Raw genomic sequence first — 17,805 nt, forward strand, 5'->3', positions numbered from 1 at the left:
ACAAGCCGTTCTGTTTTATGCATCAGCAAGATTATCTGGCAAATTTCTTTGTACCGGCCACACACAAAATAACGCCCACCGTCACAGCCAGCATGCCCACGCTTACTTTTTCGTGTAAAAGCGAAGCCGCTAACGCCAGCCCGAAGAACGGCTGCAACAGCTGCAGCTGTCCTACCGTGGCAGTACCGCCCTGTGCCAGGCCGCGATACCAAAAGATGAAACCAATAAACATACTGAACAACGACACATAAGCGAGGCTCACCCACGCACCCGCAGGAACCCCTTTAAAAGAAGCAGGCATCACGATCAGCGTGACCGGCAGCATCACCGGCAGCGCCAGTACCAGCGCCCAGGAGATCACCTGCCAGCCGCCCAGTATTTTGGTGAGCTTGGCGCCTTCTGCATATCCCAGCCCGCAGAGAATGATCGCGGCCACCATCAGGACATCGCCCGCCGGTGATGCCGACAGTCCCTGCGCTACCGCATAACCCGTCACCAGCAAGCTGCCGGTCACGGAAAAAGCCCAGAATACAGGCTTGGGCCGCTCGCCGCCCCGGATGATGCCAAAGACGGCCGTAGCAAGCGGCAGTAAGCCCAGGAACACGATGGAATGCGCCGAGGTGATGTACTGTAATGCCATCGCCGTTAATAACGGAAACCCGATCACCACGCCGAGGGCGACGGTCAGCAGCGGAAAGATATGTTCCCGGGCAGGGCGTTTCTCCCTGAAAGCCAGCAAGGCGGTCGTAGCCAGTATGCCTGCAATGGATGCCCGGGCCGCCGTCAGGAAAACGGGGCTGAAGGATAGAACCGCTACCCTTGTTGCGGGCAACGAACCACTGAACAACACCACCCCCATAAAACCATTCAACCACCCGCCACCGGTATTGGCCTTTGAAATACTGACGCTCATCGAATACAGTTTAATAATGACGTTACAAAATTAACAGGGAACAGGAGAGAAGACGGCCTCAGTTTCGTGTTTTTTAAAGGACACAGTTTTGTGGTCCTTTGAAATGACCAGTTCAACCCCCTTTTCGTCCAGTCCGCCTGTATGGCAATTGCCAGGCCGCTCCGGCCGCCGTTATTTTGGGTCAGTAAATCATTACACCCAATAAAACAAAGACATCATGAAGAACAAAAACATCTACCTGAAAAACAAAATAGCCACCGGATTATTGCTACTGGCTGCAACGACAGGCTTTGCGCAAACAACTGCCCAGGAGACCGTACGCCCTTATCATGTAGCGATAGCCGATGCGCAGGTAAAAGATCTGCATCATCGTATCAGCATCACAAGGTGGCCGCAACAGGAAACAGTGGCCGATCAGTCGCAGGGCGTGAAACTGGCCCAGCTGCAGGGACTTGTCCGGTACTGGGAAAACGGCTACGACTGGCGCAAGGCGGAGCAACGGTTAAACGCCCTGCCCCAGTTTATGACGAAGATCGACGGGCTGGATATTCATTTTATCCATGTACGCTCCAAACATAAAAACGCCATGCCGCTGATCATCACCCACGGCTGGCCGGGGTCTGTCTTTGAAATGCTGAAAGCCATCGACCCGCTGACCAACCCCACCAAATACGGCGGAAAAGCAGAAGACGCCTTTGACGTAGTGGTCCCTTCCATGCCGGGGTACGGCTTTTCCGAAAGGCCCGCCACCACCGGCTGGGGGCCGGAAAAAATCGGCGCCGCCTGGGACGTGCTGATGAAACGTTTAGGTTATCATCATTATGTAGCGCAGGGGGGCGACTGGGGCGCGGTGATCGCCGACGCTATGGGCAGACAGGCGCCGGAAGGCCTGCTGGGCATTCATGTGAACATGCCGGCTACCGTACCGGCGGAGGTTGCGAAAGTCCTCAAAGAAGGCGGCGCCGCACCGGCGGGATTATCCCCTAAAGAAAAAGCTGCGTTCGAATCGTTGAACAAACTTTATACAAAAGGCGGCGGTTATGCCGGCATGATGGTGACGCGCCCGCAGACGCTGGGCTATGGGCTGACAGATTCACCCGTGGGGCTCGCCGCCTTCTTCCTGGACAAGATGAATGAATGGACCTATAGCGGCGGAAATGCAGAGAAATCGCTGAGCAAAGATGAAATACTGGATGACATCACGCTGTACTGGCTGACCAGCACCGCAGTCTCCGGCGCACAACTCTATTGGGAAAATAACAACAACAACTTTAATGCGGTGGAACAGAAAACAGCCGATATAAAAGTACCTGTTGCCATCACCGTGTTTCCCGGAGAAATTTACCAGGCGCCGAAGACCTGGGCGGAGCGCGCTTATCCGAAACTTGTTTATTTCAATGAGGTAAATAAAGGAGGCCACTTTGCTTCCTGGGAAGAGCCGGAGTTGTATGCAGCAGAACTGCGGGCAGCGTTTAAATCGCTTCGTAAATAAACCGACCGTGTAAAAAAGGCGCCGTTAACATCGTTAACGGCGCCTTTGTATGTGATATGCGGTAAAGGAAATGCCCGGCGGGCTGTTTTGGTGTATGGAGTATCGTTTAGACGGTAGCTACAGGGTTGGCTGTCAGTACCCGCTCCAGTACTTCAAGGGTGCGGTTTACATCCTGCTGTGTATTATACTTGCTGAAAGAAAACCGGATGGTGTTGCAGCCTGTCCCTTTGTTCAGCGCACGCATTACGTGGGAACCGCCGCCGCCGCTGCTGCAGGCGCTTCCGCCGGATACGCAGATGCCTTCCATGTCAAGCTGCAGCAACAGCGCATCGCTTTCCGCTGTTTTCGGGAAACATACGCTCAGGACGGTATACAATGTGTCGTCGGTGCCGTTGAAGGAAACCTGCGGCAGAACAGCCTGTAACCGTTGTTTCATATAGGACTTCAGCGCGCCGATGGCTGCCTGCTCTTTGTCGAAGTTGGCCGTGGCGAGTGCCAGCGCCTTTGCAAAACCTACGATGCCTGCAACGTTCTCTGTGCCGGCGCGCAGGTTGCGCTCCTGTCCGCCGCCCTGGATAAAAGGCCGGATTTCCAGTGAAGGCGCGATATACAGGATACCTGTTCCTTTGGGACCATGGAATTTATGACCGGAGCCGGACGCAAAGTGAACGCCGAGGTTGTCGAGTGCGAGGGGGTAGTGCCCTACCGTTTGTACACAGTCGGCATGAAAGATCGCTTCAAACTTTGCGCACAGTTCAGCCACCCGCTGCATGTCCAGCAGGTTGCCGATTTCATTGTTGGCATGCATCAGTGATACAAGGCATTTTTTTCCTTCTTTCGCGTATTGCGCCAGTTGCGCTTCCAGGTCGGCATAGTCTACCAGTCCTTCTTCTTTCAGTGCCACGAAGGAAGAGGACACCTGGTGTATCGCTGTGAAATGCTCCACTGCATGCAGCACCGCGTGGTGCTCAATAGGAGAGGTGATGATGTGGGTGCAGCCGAGATCACGGATAGCCGCGGCAATGGCCATATTGTTGCTCTCCGTGCCACAGCTGGTGAACAGGATGCTTTTGGGTTTTGTGCCCAGTGCCGCCGCCACGGATTTGCGGGCCGTTTCTATCGCCAGGCGGGCAGTGCGGCCATATGAATAAGTAGAAGAAGGGTTGCCGTATAACTCTGTCAGATAAGGCATCATGGCTTCGAGTACTTCTTTGTCCAGGCAAGTGGTCGCAGCATTATCAAGGTAAACGGTATGTTCCATTGTATTTGAAGTGTTTTTTTCTGAATAAAGCATAGGACCCCCTGTTACGGGGGCCCGTAATGCATCTGGTTGGTTTTTGGATTCTATCGGTTTTTGCTTTGAAATCTGTACGACGATTGGTTTTTGAATCGCTGTAATTATTTCAGTGAAATTCAAAAAAAATTGTGATATAAGTAATAGTTGGTCAAAAAACCAGAAAAAATTCGGTTTTATGGTGAAAAACTGATATTTTTCGGGTGTAAAATGCTGGTGGTCATCACCAAATCCGAATTTCTTACAATAGACATATGGCACTGGATTCTACCGATATCGAAATTTTACGCCTTTTGCAGGTCGATGCGGAGCTGACCAACAAGGAAATTTCCGTCAAACTGCATAAATCCGTGGCCACCATCCATGAAAGGATACGCCGTCTGAAACAGGAGGGGTATATTAAAAGGGTGGTCGCCATCCTGGACAGAAGAATGATTGGCAAAGGCCTGATCGCGTTCAGCCACGTGTTGCTGAAAGACCATTCCGCTCACACGTTAAGTTCCTTTGAAGAGGCCGTGGTACAGTTCCCGGAAGTGATGGAATGTGTTCAGATGACGGGCACGTTCGACTTTATTTTAAGGATCGCTACGGCCGATATGGAAGAGTACCATACGTTTTACCGGAAGCTGGCGGCCATTTCCACGATCACCACGATCCAAAGCTTTTTCGTGTTGTCAGAAGCGAAAAGCGATACTGCGTACCCGATTTAAAAAATGCAAACCCATGGTCACCAAACTGCAGATAAAAGATAAAAGCGAGTCGGGCAAGTCGATCAAGATCGCGCCGTTCAAAAAGGAGATCCGGAAAACCGTCCCCCATAAACATAATAATTACTTCGAGATCCTCTACCTGTCGCAAGGCAGCGGGTATCATTATATTGACTCCAGGAAATTTGAGGTGATGCCTCCTGTCATGTATTTTATCCGGAAAGACCAGGTGCATTGCTGGGAGCTGGACAGCGAGCCGGATGGTTATGTGATCATCATCAAAAAAACATTCATCGAAGAAAGCCTGGACAGTGAGCTGAAATCACTTTTTACCCATATCAGCAAGGAAAACTGCGTATATACCCAGGAGCATGAGATGGTCCGTTCCCTGTTTGAATTGCTGATCGAAACAGACCGGAAAAATGGAAAGAATGCCTTCCGGATGAAAGAAGGGTTGCTGAAAGCATTGCTGGCGCTGGTGTCGGAAGACGGAAAGCCGTTTGCCGGCAAAGCGGAAACCTCCGCTAACCTGTATCATTCCCTGCTGTCGTTGCTGAGCGGGGAACAAGTCATCCGCAATAAGGTACAGTACTATGCCGAACAACTGAACACCTCCCCGCAGAATTTAAATGCAGCCTGCCGCAAGGCGGTGAACCAGTCGGCAGAAGAAGTGTTGTCAGAATTTATTATCAGCGAAGCCAGGCGGCTGCTGATCTATACCGATAATACCATCGCGGAAATCTCCTTTATGCTCGATTTCCATGATCCTTCCCATTTCGTAAAATACTTTAAACGGAAGACGGGCGAAACGCCGCTCACCTTCCGGAAAAGCAATTGATACCACAATATTTTCAAATATACCATAAATCGGCTGCCTGATTTTCAATATTTACAGGCCGTCCCACCAGCGGAAAGCCCTTTTTATGCCCTGTTGAGAGCAAAAAATCAGCATAATGGAAACAACGGGCATTTAAAATATGTAAATGATATAAACAAACCGATATGTACAGATTCCTGTCGGGATTATGGGGCGTCGTCTGCCTCCTTAGCTGTGCGCAAAGCGGGATAGCGCAGGAAACGCCCGCCCGTGCCGCTATTAAGGAGCTATTGCAGACTGCGGAAACCAACTACCCGCTGTTAAAATCCAAAGCGTGGGAGATAAAAGCCGCCGAAAGGGCAGTCGCCGCCGGCAAAAGCTCCCTGATCCCTACCCTTGATGCTTCCTACCAGGCCAACTACGCTACCTACAACAACATTACCGGAATGGCGTATCCGCAGTTCCTGGTCCCCATCAGCGGTCCGCCTTCCTCCTCCAACCGGTATGACGGTGTTTTCGGCAGTGCTGCCAGCCTGCTGCTGAACTGGCAACCGGTGACGTTCGGTCAGCGGAGCGCACAGGTGGATGTCTCCAAAGCGGGCCTGCAATACGCAAAAGCGGATGCGGGCAACGAGATCTTTCAGCATAAGATCAAAGTGATCAACGCCTACCTCGACATCGTTACTGCTACTGAACTGGAAAAAGTATACGAAGAAAACGTGGCCCGCACCGCCGCTAACCTGTCCGTGGCCCGTACGCTGGTCACCAACGGTATCAAGCCCGGTGTGGATACGGCCCTGCTGAAAGCGGAAATGTCGCGGGCGAAGGTGGACCTGCTCAACAGCCGCAAATATCGCGAACAGACAGTCATAGCGCTTTCGGCGTTACTGTCCGCCGATAACCTGCCTGCCCTTACCGACAGCAGTTTCTTCACCCGGTTGCCGGCGGCCTGCCTGCCGGCCGATACCGCGAAGAACCCGCTGCTCTCTTTATACGCGTCCAATATCGAATTAAGCAAAGCCCGCAGAAAAGTACTGGGAAAAACAATCATGCCCACGCTGGGAGTATGGGGCACTGCTTATGCACGAGGTTCCGGCATTGATTACGACGGTCAGGTGAAAGCTACGGACGGGCTGGCGTTTCAGCGGTACAATTACGGCGTAGGATTGCAGCTGAGTTTCCCGGTCCTCCAGTTTGCCCGCATCAGATCGCAGGTACAGCAGGCCGACTTCCTGGTACGGTCCAGCGAAGAAAAAATGAACGAAGTGGCGCTGCAGGTAAGAAAACAGCATACACTGGCAGATACTGCGCTGGGAACGGCATTGACGGTAGCGAAAGAAACACCGTTGTATTACGAATCCGCCAGCTTTTCCTACAAGGCGATGCAGTCCCGCTACCAGTCGGGGCTGGCCAATTTTGCGGACCTGATGCAGGCGCAGTACGCACTGATAAAAGCAGCCACGGAAAATAAAACAGCTTACATGGCAGTATGGAAAGCCCTGCTGTATAAAGCGGCGGTGAACGGCGATCTCAGTTTATTCTTAAATCAGGTTAATTAGCAGGGTTATGATCCGATTAATAGCGTTAGCATTACGTAAGCCGTTGGCGGTGGTGGTAGCCTTTATAGCGATTGTCTTTTTTTCATGGCTCACCATCAGGAACATGAAGATGGACATCTTCCCCAAAATGGGACTGCCCACCATTTATGTCGCCCAGCCTTATGGCGGCCTTTCACCGGAACAGATGGAGGGGTTTATCACTTCTTATTATGAGTACCACTTTCTGTATGTGACGGGTGTCAAATTTGTGGAGTCCAAATCCATACAGGGAGCGACGATCATCAAAATACAATTTAATGAAGGCACCGATATGAGCCAGGCCATGGGAGAGGTGGTCGGTTACGTCAACCGCTCCCGCGCCTTTATGCCGCCGGGTACCGTGCCGCCCTTCGTTACCCGCTTCGATGCCGGCAGCGTGCCGGTAGGGCAACTGGTATTCACCTCTGAAACACGCTCTCTCGGCGAGATACAGGACCTGGCGCTCTTTAAGGTAAGACCGATGTTTTCGACCCTGCCGGGCGTATCGGCGCCGCCGCCTTTCGGAGGGAACCAGAAAACGGTCATCATCAAAGCAGACCCGGAAAAACTCAGAGACTATAACCTGTCACCCGATGAAGTGGTGCAGGCGCTGGCCAAATCCAACAGCATTACGCCTGCCGGTAACCTCCGGGAAGGAGATCAGCTGCTGATCACCGCTCAGAATGCGGTAGTGGAGAACGTGAAGGAGCTGGAGAACGTACCGCTGAAAACAGGCGCCGGTCCTGCTGTATATGTCAGAGATATAGCCAGCGTGGAACTTGGGTCCGATGTAACGACCAGCTATGCGCTCATCAATGGAAAACGCTCGGTGTATATCCCCGTTACCAAACGCGCAGATGCCGCCACCTGGGATGTGGTGCAACGGGTAAAAGCAGCGTTGCCCGACATGCAGGCCGCTGTTCCTGAAGACATCAAAGTGACTTACGCCTTCGATCAGTCGGGTTATGTGATCAACTCGCTGAGAAGCCTTACCACGGAAGGTATCCTCGGCGCCCTGCTGACAGGGCTGATGGTATTGTTGTTCCTGCGCGACCTGCGGGGAGCGTTTATCGTGGTGATCACCATCCCGCTGGCATTGTTGTCCGCCATCATCTGCCTGCGGATTTTCGGGCAAACGCTGAACGTGATGACGCTGGGCGGCCTGGCGCTGGCTATCGGCATCCTGGTAGATGAATCGACGGTCACGATAGAGAACATCCACCATCACCAGGAACTCGGAAAATCGAAGGCCAAAGCCATATGGGACGCCTGCCGCGAGATAGCGCTGCCCAAACTGCTGATCCTGCTCTGTGTGCTGGCGGTATTTGTGCCGGCACTGTTTATGACCGGCATCCCCGGGGCGATGTTCCTGCCGCTGTCGCTGGCAGTGGGCTTCGCCATGATTGCTTCTTTTATCCTTTCCCAGACGCTGGTGCCGGTATTTTCCCACTGGCTGCTGAAAGACCGTATCCGGAACGAAGAAGCCAGTGGCCCCGACAGGTTCCGCCGCTTCCGCGAACGCTATGAAAGCTGGTTGCAACGCTTTGTGAAAACAGCTTCGCTGGCGACGCCGGTGTATCTCATTGGAGCGTTCGGACTTATGGCCCTTGGTTTTTATTTTTTGGGGACAGACATCTTTCCCAGGACAGACGCCGGTCAGGCGCAGGTAAGGTTAAGGCTGCCCGCCGGTACCCGGGTGGAGAGAACGGAGAGCGCCACGCAGCGATTACTGCAGCTGGCCGACAGCATCACCCATAGCCAGATAGACATCAGTTCTGCTTTTGTGGGCGTACAGCCATCCAGTTACCCGGTGAACCTGATTCATCTCTGGACCAGCGGTCCGCATGAATCGGTGACGAAGATAAAGCTGAAGAAAGGTGCGGGCATGGCCATTGAAATGTTTAAGGAATCGCTGCGGGAGGCCGTGAAAAAAGAGATGCCAGCCGCCACGCTCTCCTTTGAACCCGGCGATATGGTGGAGCAGGTGGTTAATATGGGCACGTCCAATCCTATAGAGGTAGCGGTGCTGGGAAAAAATCTTTCTCAAAGCCGTAAGATCGCTGACGCGCTGAATAAAAAACTACAGGAGGTCCGCTACCTGCGGGATGTTCAGATTGCCACGCCGCTGGAGTATCCCGGCGTGAAGCTGAATATTGACCGGGTGAAAGCCGGTCAGCTGGGGCTGACGGTAGACCAGGTCACCAAATCGATGGTAGCCGCCACGTCTTCCAGCCGCTTTACCCAGCCTAACTACTGGCTGGACAAAAATACAGGCACGGCCTACCAGGTGCAGGTGGAGTATCCGCAGTACCGGGTGAACAGCAGCGATCAGCTGGGGCTGGTGCCGGTAGCTGGCGGCAGCGGTGGCCCGGTTTACCTGAGAGATGTGACCACTATGCAGAAGACAACGTCGCCCGGAGAATACGACCGTATCAACCAGCAACGGTACATCACGATCACTGCCAATATTCATAAAAAAGACATGGGCGCGGCGGTAAAAGCTGTGAAGGGCGCCATTGCCTCGCTGGGAGAGCTGCCGCAGGGCGTCAAAATTATGTTGCGGGGACAGGCGGACCTGCTTACGCAAACTATGAATGAGCTGCAAGCCGGTTTGTTGATAGCCGTGGTAGTGATCTTTTTAATGCTGACCGTCAATTTCCAGTCATTCCGTTTATCGCTGGCGGTATTGTCCGTGGTCCCGGCAGTTATTGCCGGCGCGCTGCTGCTGTTGTGGATCACGGGGCAGTCGCTCAACATACAGTCTTATATGGGTACTATCATGGCGGTAGGCGTGGCCGTAGCCAATGCGATCCTGCTGATCACCAACGGGGAGTTGTACCGTAAGGAGGCCAGGGAGGGTTTTGCTGTCACGGGCGCGGGTAACCGTTTACGGCCTATTTTAATGACCAGCCTCGCCATGATTGCCGGCATGGTGCCTATGGCGATCGGCTTCAGTGAAGGGGGCGATCAGACGGCGCCGCTGGGCATCGCCGTTATCGGCGGACTGGTTTTCTCGACCCTCAGCACGCTCGTTTTCCTCCCGGCTATTTATGGCGGAATGATGGGCAGGAAAGCTTTTCACAGCCCCTCCTTACATCCGGAAGATAAAGAAAGCAGGTACTATAAAACCAATCATGATTAAACAGATTTTCTATAAACATTATACCATGAGATTTCCTTCTCCTATCATAGTGTCAGTGTCAGCGGCGATCGTTTTGACGGCCTGTCAGCAGCAGCCGCGCGAAGAAGCTGCCACCAAAAAAGCAGGTAGCGATTCCGTGTCGGTTTTCCTGCTAAAGAAAGATACCGTTAACAAACAGGTGACTTTTCCTGCCGAGCTGATCCCGCTGGAACGGGCGGAGATGTTTGCCAAAGTAAGCGGATATGTCGGATCACTGAAAGTGGATATAGGCGATAAGGTGAGCAAGGGGCAGCTGCTGGCTGTGCTGGAAGCGCCCGAAGCGCAGGCCAATTATGCGCAGGCCAATGCAGATGTGCAGACCGCCCGTTCCCGTTATCTGGGCAGCCTGGATGCTTACCACCGGATTGTCAACGCTGCCAAAGTAGAAGGAACGGTGGCCGCCGGGGAGCTGGAGAAAGCCAGGAGCGCGATGATGGCCGACAGCGCCGCGCTGAACGCCGCGCGGTCCAGGACTACGGCCTATGGCCAGCTGAAAGACTACCTGATGATCCGTGCACCATTCAGCGGTATTGTGACACAAAGGAATGTAGATCCCGGTACGCTGGTCAGCGCAGGAAACAGCAAGCCGCTGCTGGTAGTAGAGAACATCAGCACGCTTCGTTTGCGCGTTCCAGTTCCCGAAGCATACACCGCCGCCGGAACAGCCACGCCCACGATCGACTTTACCGTAGATGCCCGGCCGGATGTTACCTATCAGGCAAAGTTGTCCCGTAAGGCGGGTGTTATTAACCTCGCCAACAGAACGGAGACATGGGAGTTTCTTTTTCAGAACGATCAGCAGCAGCTTAAATCAGGGATGTTTGCCAACGCCATATTAAAACTGGGCAGGCCTGCGCCCACTTTCCTGGTGCCGGCTTCCGCGGTGGCTACCAACCTCGAGAAACGTTTTGTCATCCGCCTGAACGGTGGTAAAGCGGAATGGGTGGATGTCCGCAACGGTATCAATCCGGGCGATAAAATGGAGATATTTGGCAGCCTCACCGCAGGTGATACCCTGCTGGTAAGGGCTACCGATGAAATTAAACCGGGGACGGCGCTGGTGCCAAAATTCCCCAAAAAGTAATACAGGCCGTCCTGCATTCAGTGATCCCGCATTTGGATACAAACTATCAGGATTAGACTACAACCGCCTGGCTGCGCCTCCTGATATTTGCGGTAGATTTTCTAATTTTAATACTGAATTGCATGAAGACGGTTCTGATCACCGGCGCCAATAAAGGCATCGGATTTGAAACAGCCAGGCAGCTGGCGCAGCAGGGCAACTTTGTTTATATCGGCAGCAGAGACATCGCTAACGGCCGGAAGGCGGCAGACACGCTGAAAGCTGCGGGCATCAATAATGTAGCGGCTATTCAGATAGATGTGACCGATATCGGTTCTATCAGGAGCGCAAAAGAAACATTGAGCGCACAAAGCGGCGTCCTGGACGTGCTGATCAACAACAGCGGCATTGCCGGCGAACAGCCGCAACAGTTGGCGGATGGCAGCATGGAAAATCTGCGTCACCTGTTCGATACAAATTTCTTTGGCGCCGTACAGACCACACAGGTGCTGTTGCCCTTGCTGAAGCGGTCAGCAGCGCCGGCCATTATCAATGTGTCCAGCGAGGTTGGTTCTTTAACGATGCACTCCGCACCGGACAGACGTGCCAACTGGGGCAACTATTCAGCCTATGGCGCCACAAAGACCGCGCTGAATGCGTTTACGGTGATACTGGCCAATGAGCTGCGCGCACAAAATATTACAGTCAACAGCGTTACGCCCGGCTATACTGCTACAGACCTGAATGCGTTCAAAGGTTTTAAAACAGTGGAAGAGGGGGCAAGGCCCATTGTGCAACTGGCCCTGTCAACCGACAGAAGGATCACCGGTAAGTTCTTCCAGGATGGCGGAGAGGTGCATTGGTAACCGTTATAAAAAACTGGCACATGACAAACAATAATATCCGGCGGATAAGAACGCTCAGCGAGTATCATCGTACCCGTAGCCTGCCGGCCCCGGAACATCCGCTGATAAGCCTGATAGACTACCGTCTGATCAGGCATACCCGCGAGTTCAACGACATCGCCTGGGTATATGACTTTTACATGATCGCCATGAAAAAAGGACTGGATGCCAAATTGAAATATGGCCAGCTGCAGTACGATTTTGATGAGGGCACCATGTTCTTTATAGCACCCGGACAGGTATTTCAGATAGAAGTCGTACAGGACGCACCCGGTAAATCCGGCTGGATGCTGCTGATACATCCCGATTTCTTCCGCAACCGGCCGTTGGCTCAAGACATCAAAAAATATAAATACTTCGGGTATTCTGTCCGGGAAGCGCTGTTTCTTTCTGAAAAGGAAGAAGCAGTGCTCACCGGCATCGTTCAGAATATCCGCCAGGAATACCAGGGCAACATCGATAAGTTCAGCCAGCAGATCATTATCTCCCAGATTGAAGCGCTGCTTAATTATGCAGAGCGGTTCTACCAGCGGCAGTTCCTGACCCGGGAAGTTGCCAACCACCAGGTACTGGAAAAGCTGGAAACGTTGCTGGATGAATATTTTGAGCATACGCATAAAGAAGGCCTGCCTACGGTCAACTACCTCGCAGGGCAGCTGAACCTGACGCCCGATTATCTCAGCTCGCTGCTGAAAGTAGCCACAGGACTAAATACTCAGCAACATATCCATGAAAAACTTATCGAGAAGGCCAAGGACAAGCTGATCGGGACTACCTTGACCGTCAGCGAAATCGCCTATGAGCTTGGGTTTGAACACTCACAATCTTTCAGTAAACTTTTTAAGGCCAAGACGAATCTTTCTCCGCTGGCGTTCCGGCAGTCGTTAAAGTGAACAATGCTGCACTTGAAAAAAATCACGGGTAGGACATACGACCTATTTTTTCGGATTTGATAAAACTTTTTCCGCATCGGATCTGATGGCCCATTTGCGTTGAACGACCTTTGCTGCTCAAATCATGTAGCAGCGATAATCATGCGTCATCTATCCAACCATTTTGTTTTTACTGTATTTTTTATGCTGATGGCGATATCAGCAAATGCCCAACAGACGGGCGCTATCACGGGTTCTGTGCTTTCGGCCGCGGGTCAGCCGCTGAGCGACGTTGCCGTTACGCTGAAGGGTACCAACAAGGGCGCCTATACGAAAAAAGATGGAAGTTATCTTGTAGATCAGGTGCCTGCCGGCTCCTATACCATCGTAGCCAGCCTGCTGGGATATACGCGCCAGGAACAGGCTGTCACCGTGACTGCCGGCAAAACAATCACTTTCCGTTTTACACTGGCAGAAGAAAGCCTCTCCCGCGAAGGGGTGACCGTGACCGGCAAGAGCCAGAGCCGCCAGCTGAAAGAAAGCGGTTATGCGGTGAACGCCATCGACACCAAACGTTTTGCCAATACCACTTCGGACATCAACAGTGTGCTGAACAGGACGACCGGCGTGAAAGTCCGCGAGCAGGGCGGTATGGGCTCCGAGTTCAACTTTTCGATCAACGGCCTCTCCGGCAGGGCGGTGCGGTTCTTTATCGACGGGATACCGATGGAGGTCATGGGTTCGTCCATGACGCTCAATAATATTCCGGTCAACCTCGCCGAGCGGGTGGAGATCTATAAAGGCGTATTGCCGGTGTCCCTTGGCGCCGATGCGCTCGGAGGAGCAGTTAACCTGGTCACCAATCAGAACATTAAAAACTACCTCGACGCCAGCTATAGCTTTGGCTCCTTCAATACGCACAGGGCCGCCGTAACGGGACAGGTGACCGGCAAATCCGGTATCGTGGCCCGCGTAAGCGCGTTCCTGAACTATTCAGACAACAACTACATCATGAAAGCGATGGAGCTGTGGGACGAAGACAAACAACTCTACGTGAAAAGAGATGTGCGCCGTTTCCACGACCAGTACCGCTCTTATATGACACAGGCGGAAGTGGGAGTGATGCATAAAAAATGGGCGGACGCCTTCTTTGTCGGTGCAGGCTTCTCCGCCACCGACCGCGAAATACAGACCGGCAGCAACCAGGACAACGTATATGGCGCCGCCATGCAGAACGGCCACGCTTTCAACACCACGCTGCGTTACCGCAAAGACCATCTCTTCACCGAAGGGCTCAACCTGAGCGTGTTTGCAGCGCATACAGAAGATAAGTATACCATCACCGATACTACCGCGTACCGCTATTTTTGGGACGGCTCCCGCGTGCCCGGCAACCAGGCCGAAATGGGACCCATCAAACAGCGGACGCATATCAGCCGCCCCAGGAACTTCGCCCGCGCTAACTTCAGCTATATGCTGAACCCAATGCACGGTTTCAACCTCAACTATACTTTCGACCAGGTAACCAATAAGAATTATAACGAACTGCTGACCGATAAAGACCATAATCCGGGCAGGATCGGGAAACACATGGTAGGGCTGGGATATCAGCAAACTTTGCTGGACAGCAGGCTTACCAACACCTTCTTCGGTAAATGGTATGGTATGCAACTGCAGCAGCCGGAAATGCTTTCCGGCAACGGTACTTATGTTGCTGCCTCAGGTTTCAAATCTTACTTTGGATATGGCCTTGCCAGCCGTTTCAACATCCTGCCGGTACTGGGCGTAAAAGCCTCCTATGAAAAAGCTTACCGCCTGCAGGAAGTAGGAGAGTTGTTCGGCAACGGCTATGATCAGATCGGCAATGCCAACCTGAAACCGGAATCCAGCAACAACGTGAATGCCGGTGCTTTCCTGACGCTGAAGAAAGGACAGCACCGCTTCTATGCAGAAGGCAACTGGTACTTCCGCGATGCGGCCGACTTCATCTACGCCGTGGTATATCAATCCAATTCCAGGGTAAGCCGCTATGAAAATACTTCCAAAGTACAGATCAACGGCGTCGAAGGGGAAATACAATACGACTTCCGCGATATTTTTCATACTACCGTGAACGTTAGTTACCAGCAGGCGCTGAATAACACGAAGTATGCTCCCGGTACCAACGGCGGTACGGTAGAAGCTACCTATCGCAACAAGATCCCCAACCAGCCCTGGCTGTTTGGTAACGCGCTGGCCAGCCTTGGCAGGAATAACCTGCTGGGTAAAGACACGCGGCTGCAGCTCAACTGGGACATGCAGTACGTGCACTGGTTTTACCTGACCTGGGAAGCTTACGGCGCCGCCGCTACGAAAAACAGGGTACCCAACCAGTACATCCAAAACCTGGGTCTTACCTACTCGCTGCAAAACGGTAAATACAACATCTCCGCCGAATGCAGGAACTTCACCGACCAGCGGGCGTACGACAATTTCCGCCTGCAGAAGCCGGGCAGGGCCTATTATGTGAAACTGCGGTACTTCATTAAATAATCATCAGCTTATTATATCATGTCCATTCTTACCAGAAAATTATTTTGTGCAGCGGCGTTATTATCTGTTCTGACAGGTTTCAGCGCCTGCGAAAAGTATGACGACGACACCGTTGCCGGCAACCCCGGCAACGGTTCCGACAACTATGCCATATGGATGCAGCTGGGCTCCTGGCCTAATACCACCCAATACGTGGTAGGTGCTTCCTCGCTCACCTCCGGCGCCGTAAGCCTGAAAGGCAACGGCGTGGAAGTGACGTCCAAAGCAGACTATGGTATTATCCCGCATAAAGGCTACTACTATTACCCCAGCACCAGCTCTACTAACGGCCGTTTATCAAAATACTCGCTGAAAGACAATCAGCTGACTACTATCAAAGAGGTGCCATTTACTTATCAGACAGGTGTCAGCAGCTATACCTGGGTAGACGACGCCACGCTGGTGCTGATGGGCACCAACGGCCGGGGCAGCAAGCTGCTCTGCTCTGTGGTGGACGCCAATACCCTCGCCATAAAAAATATGGAGCTCCCGGTAAATCCCGTTCCTGCTGGTTATGCCGGCATGATGTCCCGCAGCCTGGACTATATCAACGGTAAACTCTTCCTGGGTCTGGTGTATACGGCCGACTGGCCCGCGCCGGCTTACCCCAAAGCCATCGTGGCGATTTTTGATTACCCTTCCATGAAACTGGTAGCGCAACTGGAAGATGGCCGCTCTGTAGGCATGGGACAGGCCAATATGTGGATGTCCGGCACAGCGCTGGACAATAACGGCGATTACTATCTGCTTTCCTCACCAGGCTGGCTGTCGTCTTCCCTGCCGTCGGCGGTGTATAAAATATCCGCCGGCCAGCAGCAATTTGACGCCTCCTACTTCTATAATATGAACCAGGCGCTGGGAGGCCCCGCCTTCTCTATGTACGGCATCGGCAACGGCCGCGCCATCGTTAAATACAAAGCCGCAGGGGAAGCCAACACCGATGAAGGCCATATCTACGGCTATGCCATCGTAGACCTGGTACGCGCGACGGTAGTGCGTAAACTCACGGAACTGCCGCTGGACAAGGGAGAGTCGCTGCAAACCGTGATGGTGGAAGGCAATAATGCCTATATCATGGTCAACGCTGAATCCGGAAAAGATTATGTCTGGATTTATGACATCGCCAATGGCACCATCAACACCGGACTGGAAATAGCAGGCGGTTACGACTACCTGTTGCGCATAGACAAACTGAAGTAACTACCAACCGTTAACCACAATACTTTCCCGCTTGCCGGGAAAGTATTGTCTTTTGTACTGTATCATGAAATTTTCAAAGATCAACGCATGGTTGCACCTGTGGCTTGGGCTCATATCGGGAATCATCGTTTTTATCGTTTCCATCACAGGTTGTATACTGGTGTTTGAACATGATCTCAAAGACCTGCTGTATCCCTACCGAAAGGCAGCCATCACCAATAACGGCGCCATGTTGCCGCCTTCCGCACTGATCTCCGCAGCAGAAAAAGCGATGGGCGGGCTGCGCGCAAGGTCCATCGAATACCGTCTGCCGGGCAAGACCACGCAGGTCAACTTCCGGTCTGATTCTATCGTTTACGTGGACCCCTATACGGCGGAAGTGGCGGCGGTGGTGGACCATGAAGATTTTTTTCATGAAGTGGAAGAAGGGCACGTCAATCTGTGGCTGCCCCGCAAAATCGGCTCCCGTATCGTGGTGTATGCCACGCTTGTCTTCACTGTTTTGCTGATTACCGGCATGGTACTGTGGTGGCCCAAAAAGTGGAACCGGCATAACATCCGCAATGCCTTTGCCATTTTATGGAAGGGGAAATTCAAAAGAGTCAATTACGATCTGCATAACGTGCTGGGCTTTTATACGCTGCCGGTAGCGCTGCTCATCGCTTATTCGGGCTTGTACATGGGCTTCGGCTGGCTGTCCCGTTCTGTGTATACGGTGGCTTCCGGCGGAAAGTCTATGCCGGCCTACTACGAACCGCCTTCTGATACCACGATGGCGGCTGCCGGTTCCCGGTGGGCGGTGCTGGACGGTATCTGGCGGCAATGTGTAAACGAACTGGCCGATAAAAAGAGCCCTGCTGTGCTTATTGGCATGCCTCCGGAGAAGGATGCTTCCGTGTACGCCTATACGAATATGGAGGGCGCTTATTACCAGGCGCACTACTTTGATCAGTATACCGGCAAAAAACTGCAGGGCGGTGGCGTAGATGTAATGCCTTTCAGTGAGGCCAACGGGGGCGATAAACTGCGGCGGTTAAATTATTCGCTGCATGTAGGGTCTATCTGGGGTATTCCGAGTAAGATACTGTTTTTCCTGGGCTCGTTGGTAGCGGCCAGCTTGCCGGTCACCGGTTTTTATATCTGGTGGGGAAAGAAGAAGAAAAAAAAGAAACCAGCCGTGAACAGGCAGCAACAAACCGCCTGATGTTATAAC

13 protein-coding genes are annotated in these 17,805 nt (G+C 52.7%); 11 read left to right on the plus strand and 2 right to left on the minus strand.

Going from position 1 to position 17,805, the window contains the following annotated elements; all coding sequences use genetic code 11:
* Positions 1-31: 31 nt before the first annotated feature.
* Entirely contained in the window at positions 32-913 is an 882-nt protein-coding gene (locus HF324_RS13960; protein WP_168803050.1) for a DMT family transporter, read from the minus strand.
* A gap of 217 nt (positions 914-1,130) precedes the next feature.
* Here HF324_RS13960 and HF324_RS13965 point away from each other — a divergent pair, with 217 nt between their 5' ends.
* A complete protein-coding gene (locus tag HF324_RS13965; RefSeq protein WP_168803051.1) occupies positions 1,131-2,405 on the plus strand; it encodes an epoxide hydrolase family protein in 1,275 nt (424 codons plus the stop codon).
* Between the two features lie 106 nt (positions 2,406-2,511).
* On the opposite strand, the gene HF324_RS13970 is transcribed toward HF324_RS13965, so the two are convergent.
* The gene (locus HF324_RS13970) at positions 2,512-3,666 is read right to left on the minus strand and encodes a cysteine desulfurase family protein (RefSeq protein ID WP_168803052.1); all 1,155 of its coding nucleotides are present in this window, start codon (positions 3,664-3,666) and stop codon (positions 2,512-2,514) included.
* A 287-nt stretch (positions 3,667-3,953) separates the two neighbouring features.
* On the opposite strand from HF324_RS13970, the gene HF324_RS13975 reads away from it, so the two are divergent.
* The 10 genes from HF324_RS13975 to HF324_RS14020 all read left to right on the plus strand — a co-directional run bounded on the left by HF324_RS13975 (position 3,954) and on the right by HF324_RS14020 (position 17,796).
* A complete protein-coding gene (locus HF324_RS13975) occupies positions 3,954-4,409 on the plus strand; it encodes an Lrp/AsnC family transcriptional regulator (protein ID WP_168803053.1) in 456 nt (151 codons plus the stop codon).
* Positions 4,410-4,422: 13 nt separating this feature from the next.
* Positions 4,423-5,244: an AraC family transcriptional regulator gene (locus HF324_RS13980; RefSeq protein ID WP_168860070.1), complete on the plus strand. Its 822-nt coding sequence runs from the start codon at positions 4,423-4,425 to the stop codon at positions 5,242-5,244.
* Positions 5,245-5,408: 164 nt separating this feature from the next.
* On the plus strand, positions 5,409-6,782 hold the full coding sequence (locus HF324_RS13985; RefSeq protein WP_168860071.1) for a TolC family protein: 1,374 nt from the start codon (positions 5,409-5,411) through the stop codon (positions 6,780-6,782).
* Positions 6,783-6,789: 7 nt separating this feature from the next.
* Positions 6,790-9,942 (plus strand): efflux RND transporter permease subunit, encoded by a 3,153-nt coding sequence (locus HF324_RS13990; RefSeq protein WP_168860072.1) that lies wholly within the window; start codon positions 6,790-6,792, stop codon positions 9,940-9,942.
* 25 nt (positions 9,943-9,967) lie between these two features.
* Complete coding sequence (locus tag HF324_RS13995) at positions 9,968-11,065, plus strand: efflux RND transporter periplasmic adaptor subunit (protein ID WP_168860073.1); 1,098 nt, start codon at positions 9,968-9,970, stop codon at positions 11,063-11,065.
* A gap of 122 nt (positions 11,066-11,187) precedes the next feature.
* Entirely contained in the window at positions 11,188-11,910 is a 723-nt protein-coding gene (locus HF324_RS14000; protein WP_168860074.1) for an SDR family oxidoreductase, read from the plus strand.
* 20 nt (positions 11,911-11,930) lie between these two features.
* A complete protein-coding gene (locus tag HF324_RS14005) occupies positions 11,931-12,842 on the plus strand; it encodes a helix-turn-helix domain-containing protein (RefSeq protein ID WP_168803059.1) in 912 nt (303 codons plus the stop codon).
* A 189-nt stretch (positions 12,843-13,031) separates the two neighbouring features.
* Positions 13,032-15,353: a TonB-dependent receptor gene (locus tag HF324_RS14010; protein ID WP_220101312.1), complete on the plus strand. Its 2,322-nt coding sequence runs from the start codon at positions 13,032-13,034 to the stop codon at positions 15,351-15,353.
* Between the two features lie 18 nt (positions 15,354-15,371).
* Positions 15,372-16,592, plus strand: coding sequence for a DUF4374 domain-containing protein (locus tag HF324_RS14015; protein ID WP_168860076.1), 1,221 nt, complete (start codon positions 15,372-15,374; stop codon positions 16,590-16,592).
* 64 nt (positions 16,593-16,656) lie between these two features.
* Positions 16,657-17,796, plus strand: coding sequence for a PepSY-associated TM helix domain-containing protein (locus HF324_RS14020; RefSeq protein WP_168860077.1), 1,140 nt, complete (start codon positions 16,657-16,659; stop codon positions 17,794-17,796).
* Positions 17,797-17,805 lie beyond the last annotated feature (9 nt).

The organism is Chitinophaga oryzae, from assembly GCF_012516375.2.
Taxonomy (GTDB): domain Bacteria; phylum Bacteroidota; class Bacteroidia; order Chitinophagales; family Chitinophagaceae; genus Chitinophaga; species Chitinophaga oryzae.

What these genes read in the sequence shown, in the direction of transcription:
- HF324_RS13960 (WP_168803050.1), bottom strand. Translation starts at nt 913, where the DNA reads ATGAGCGTCAGTATTTCAAAGGCCAATACCGGTGGCGGGTGGTTGAAT.
- HF324_RS13990 (WP_168860072.1), top strand. Translation starts at nt 6,790, where the DNA reads ATGATCCGATTAATAGCGTTAGCATTACGTAAGCCGTTGGCGGTGGTG.
- HF324_RS13980 (WP_168860070.1), top strand. Translation starts at nt 4,423, where the DNA reads ATGGTCACCAAACTGCAGATAAAAGATAAAAGCGAGTCGGGCAAGTCG.
- HF324_RS14000 (WP_168860074.1), top strand. Translation starts at nt 11,188, where the DNA reads ATGAAGACGGTTCTGATCACCGGCGCCAATAAAGGCATCGGATTTGAA.
- HF324_RS14010 (WP_220101312.1), top strand. Translation starts at nt 13,032, where the DNA reads ATGGCGATATCAGCAAATGCCCAACAGACGGGCGCTATCACGGGTTCT.
- HF324_RS13970 (WP_168803052.1), bottom strand. Translation starts at nt 3,666, where the DNA reads ATGGAACATACCGTTTACCTTGATAATGCTGCGACCACTTGCCTGGAC.
- HF324_RS14005 (WP_168803059.1), top strand. Translation starts at nt 11,931, where the DNA reads ATGACAAACAATAATATCCGGCGGATAAGAACGCTCAGCGAGTATCAT.
- HF324_RS14020 (WP_168860077.1), top strand. Translation starts at nt 16,657, where the DNA reads ATGAAATTTTCAAAGATCAACGCATGGTTGCACCTGTGGCTTGGGCTC.
- HF324_RS13985 (WP_168860071.1), top strand. Translation starts at nt 5,409, where the DNA reads ATGTACAGATTCCTGTCGGGATTATGGGGCGTCGTCTGCCTCCTTAGC.
- HF324_RS13995 (WP_168860073.1), top strand. Translation starts at nt 9,968, where the DNA reads ATGAGATTTCCTTCTCCTATCATAGTGTCAGTGTCAGCGGCGATCGTT.
- HF324_RS14015 (WP_168860076.1), top strand. Translation starts at nt 15,372, where the DNA reads ATGTCCATTCTTACCAGAAAATTATTTTGTGCAGCGGCGTTATTATCT.
- HF324_RS13965 (WP_168803051.1), top strand. Translation starts at nt 1,131, where the DNA reads ATGAAGAACAAAAACATCTACCTGAAAAACAAAATAGCCACCGGATTA.
- HF324_RS13975 (WP_168803053.1), top strand. Translation starts at nt 3,954, where the DNA reads ATGGCACTGGATTCTACCGATATCGAAATTTTACGCCTTTTGCAGGTC.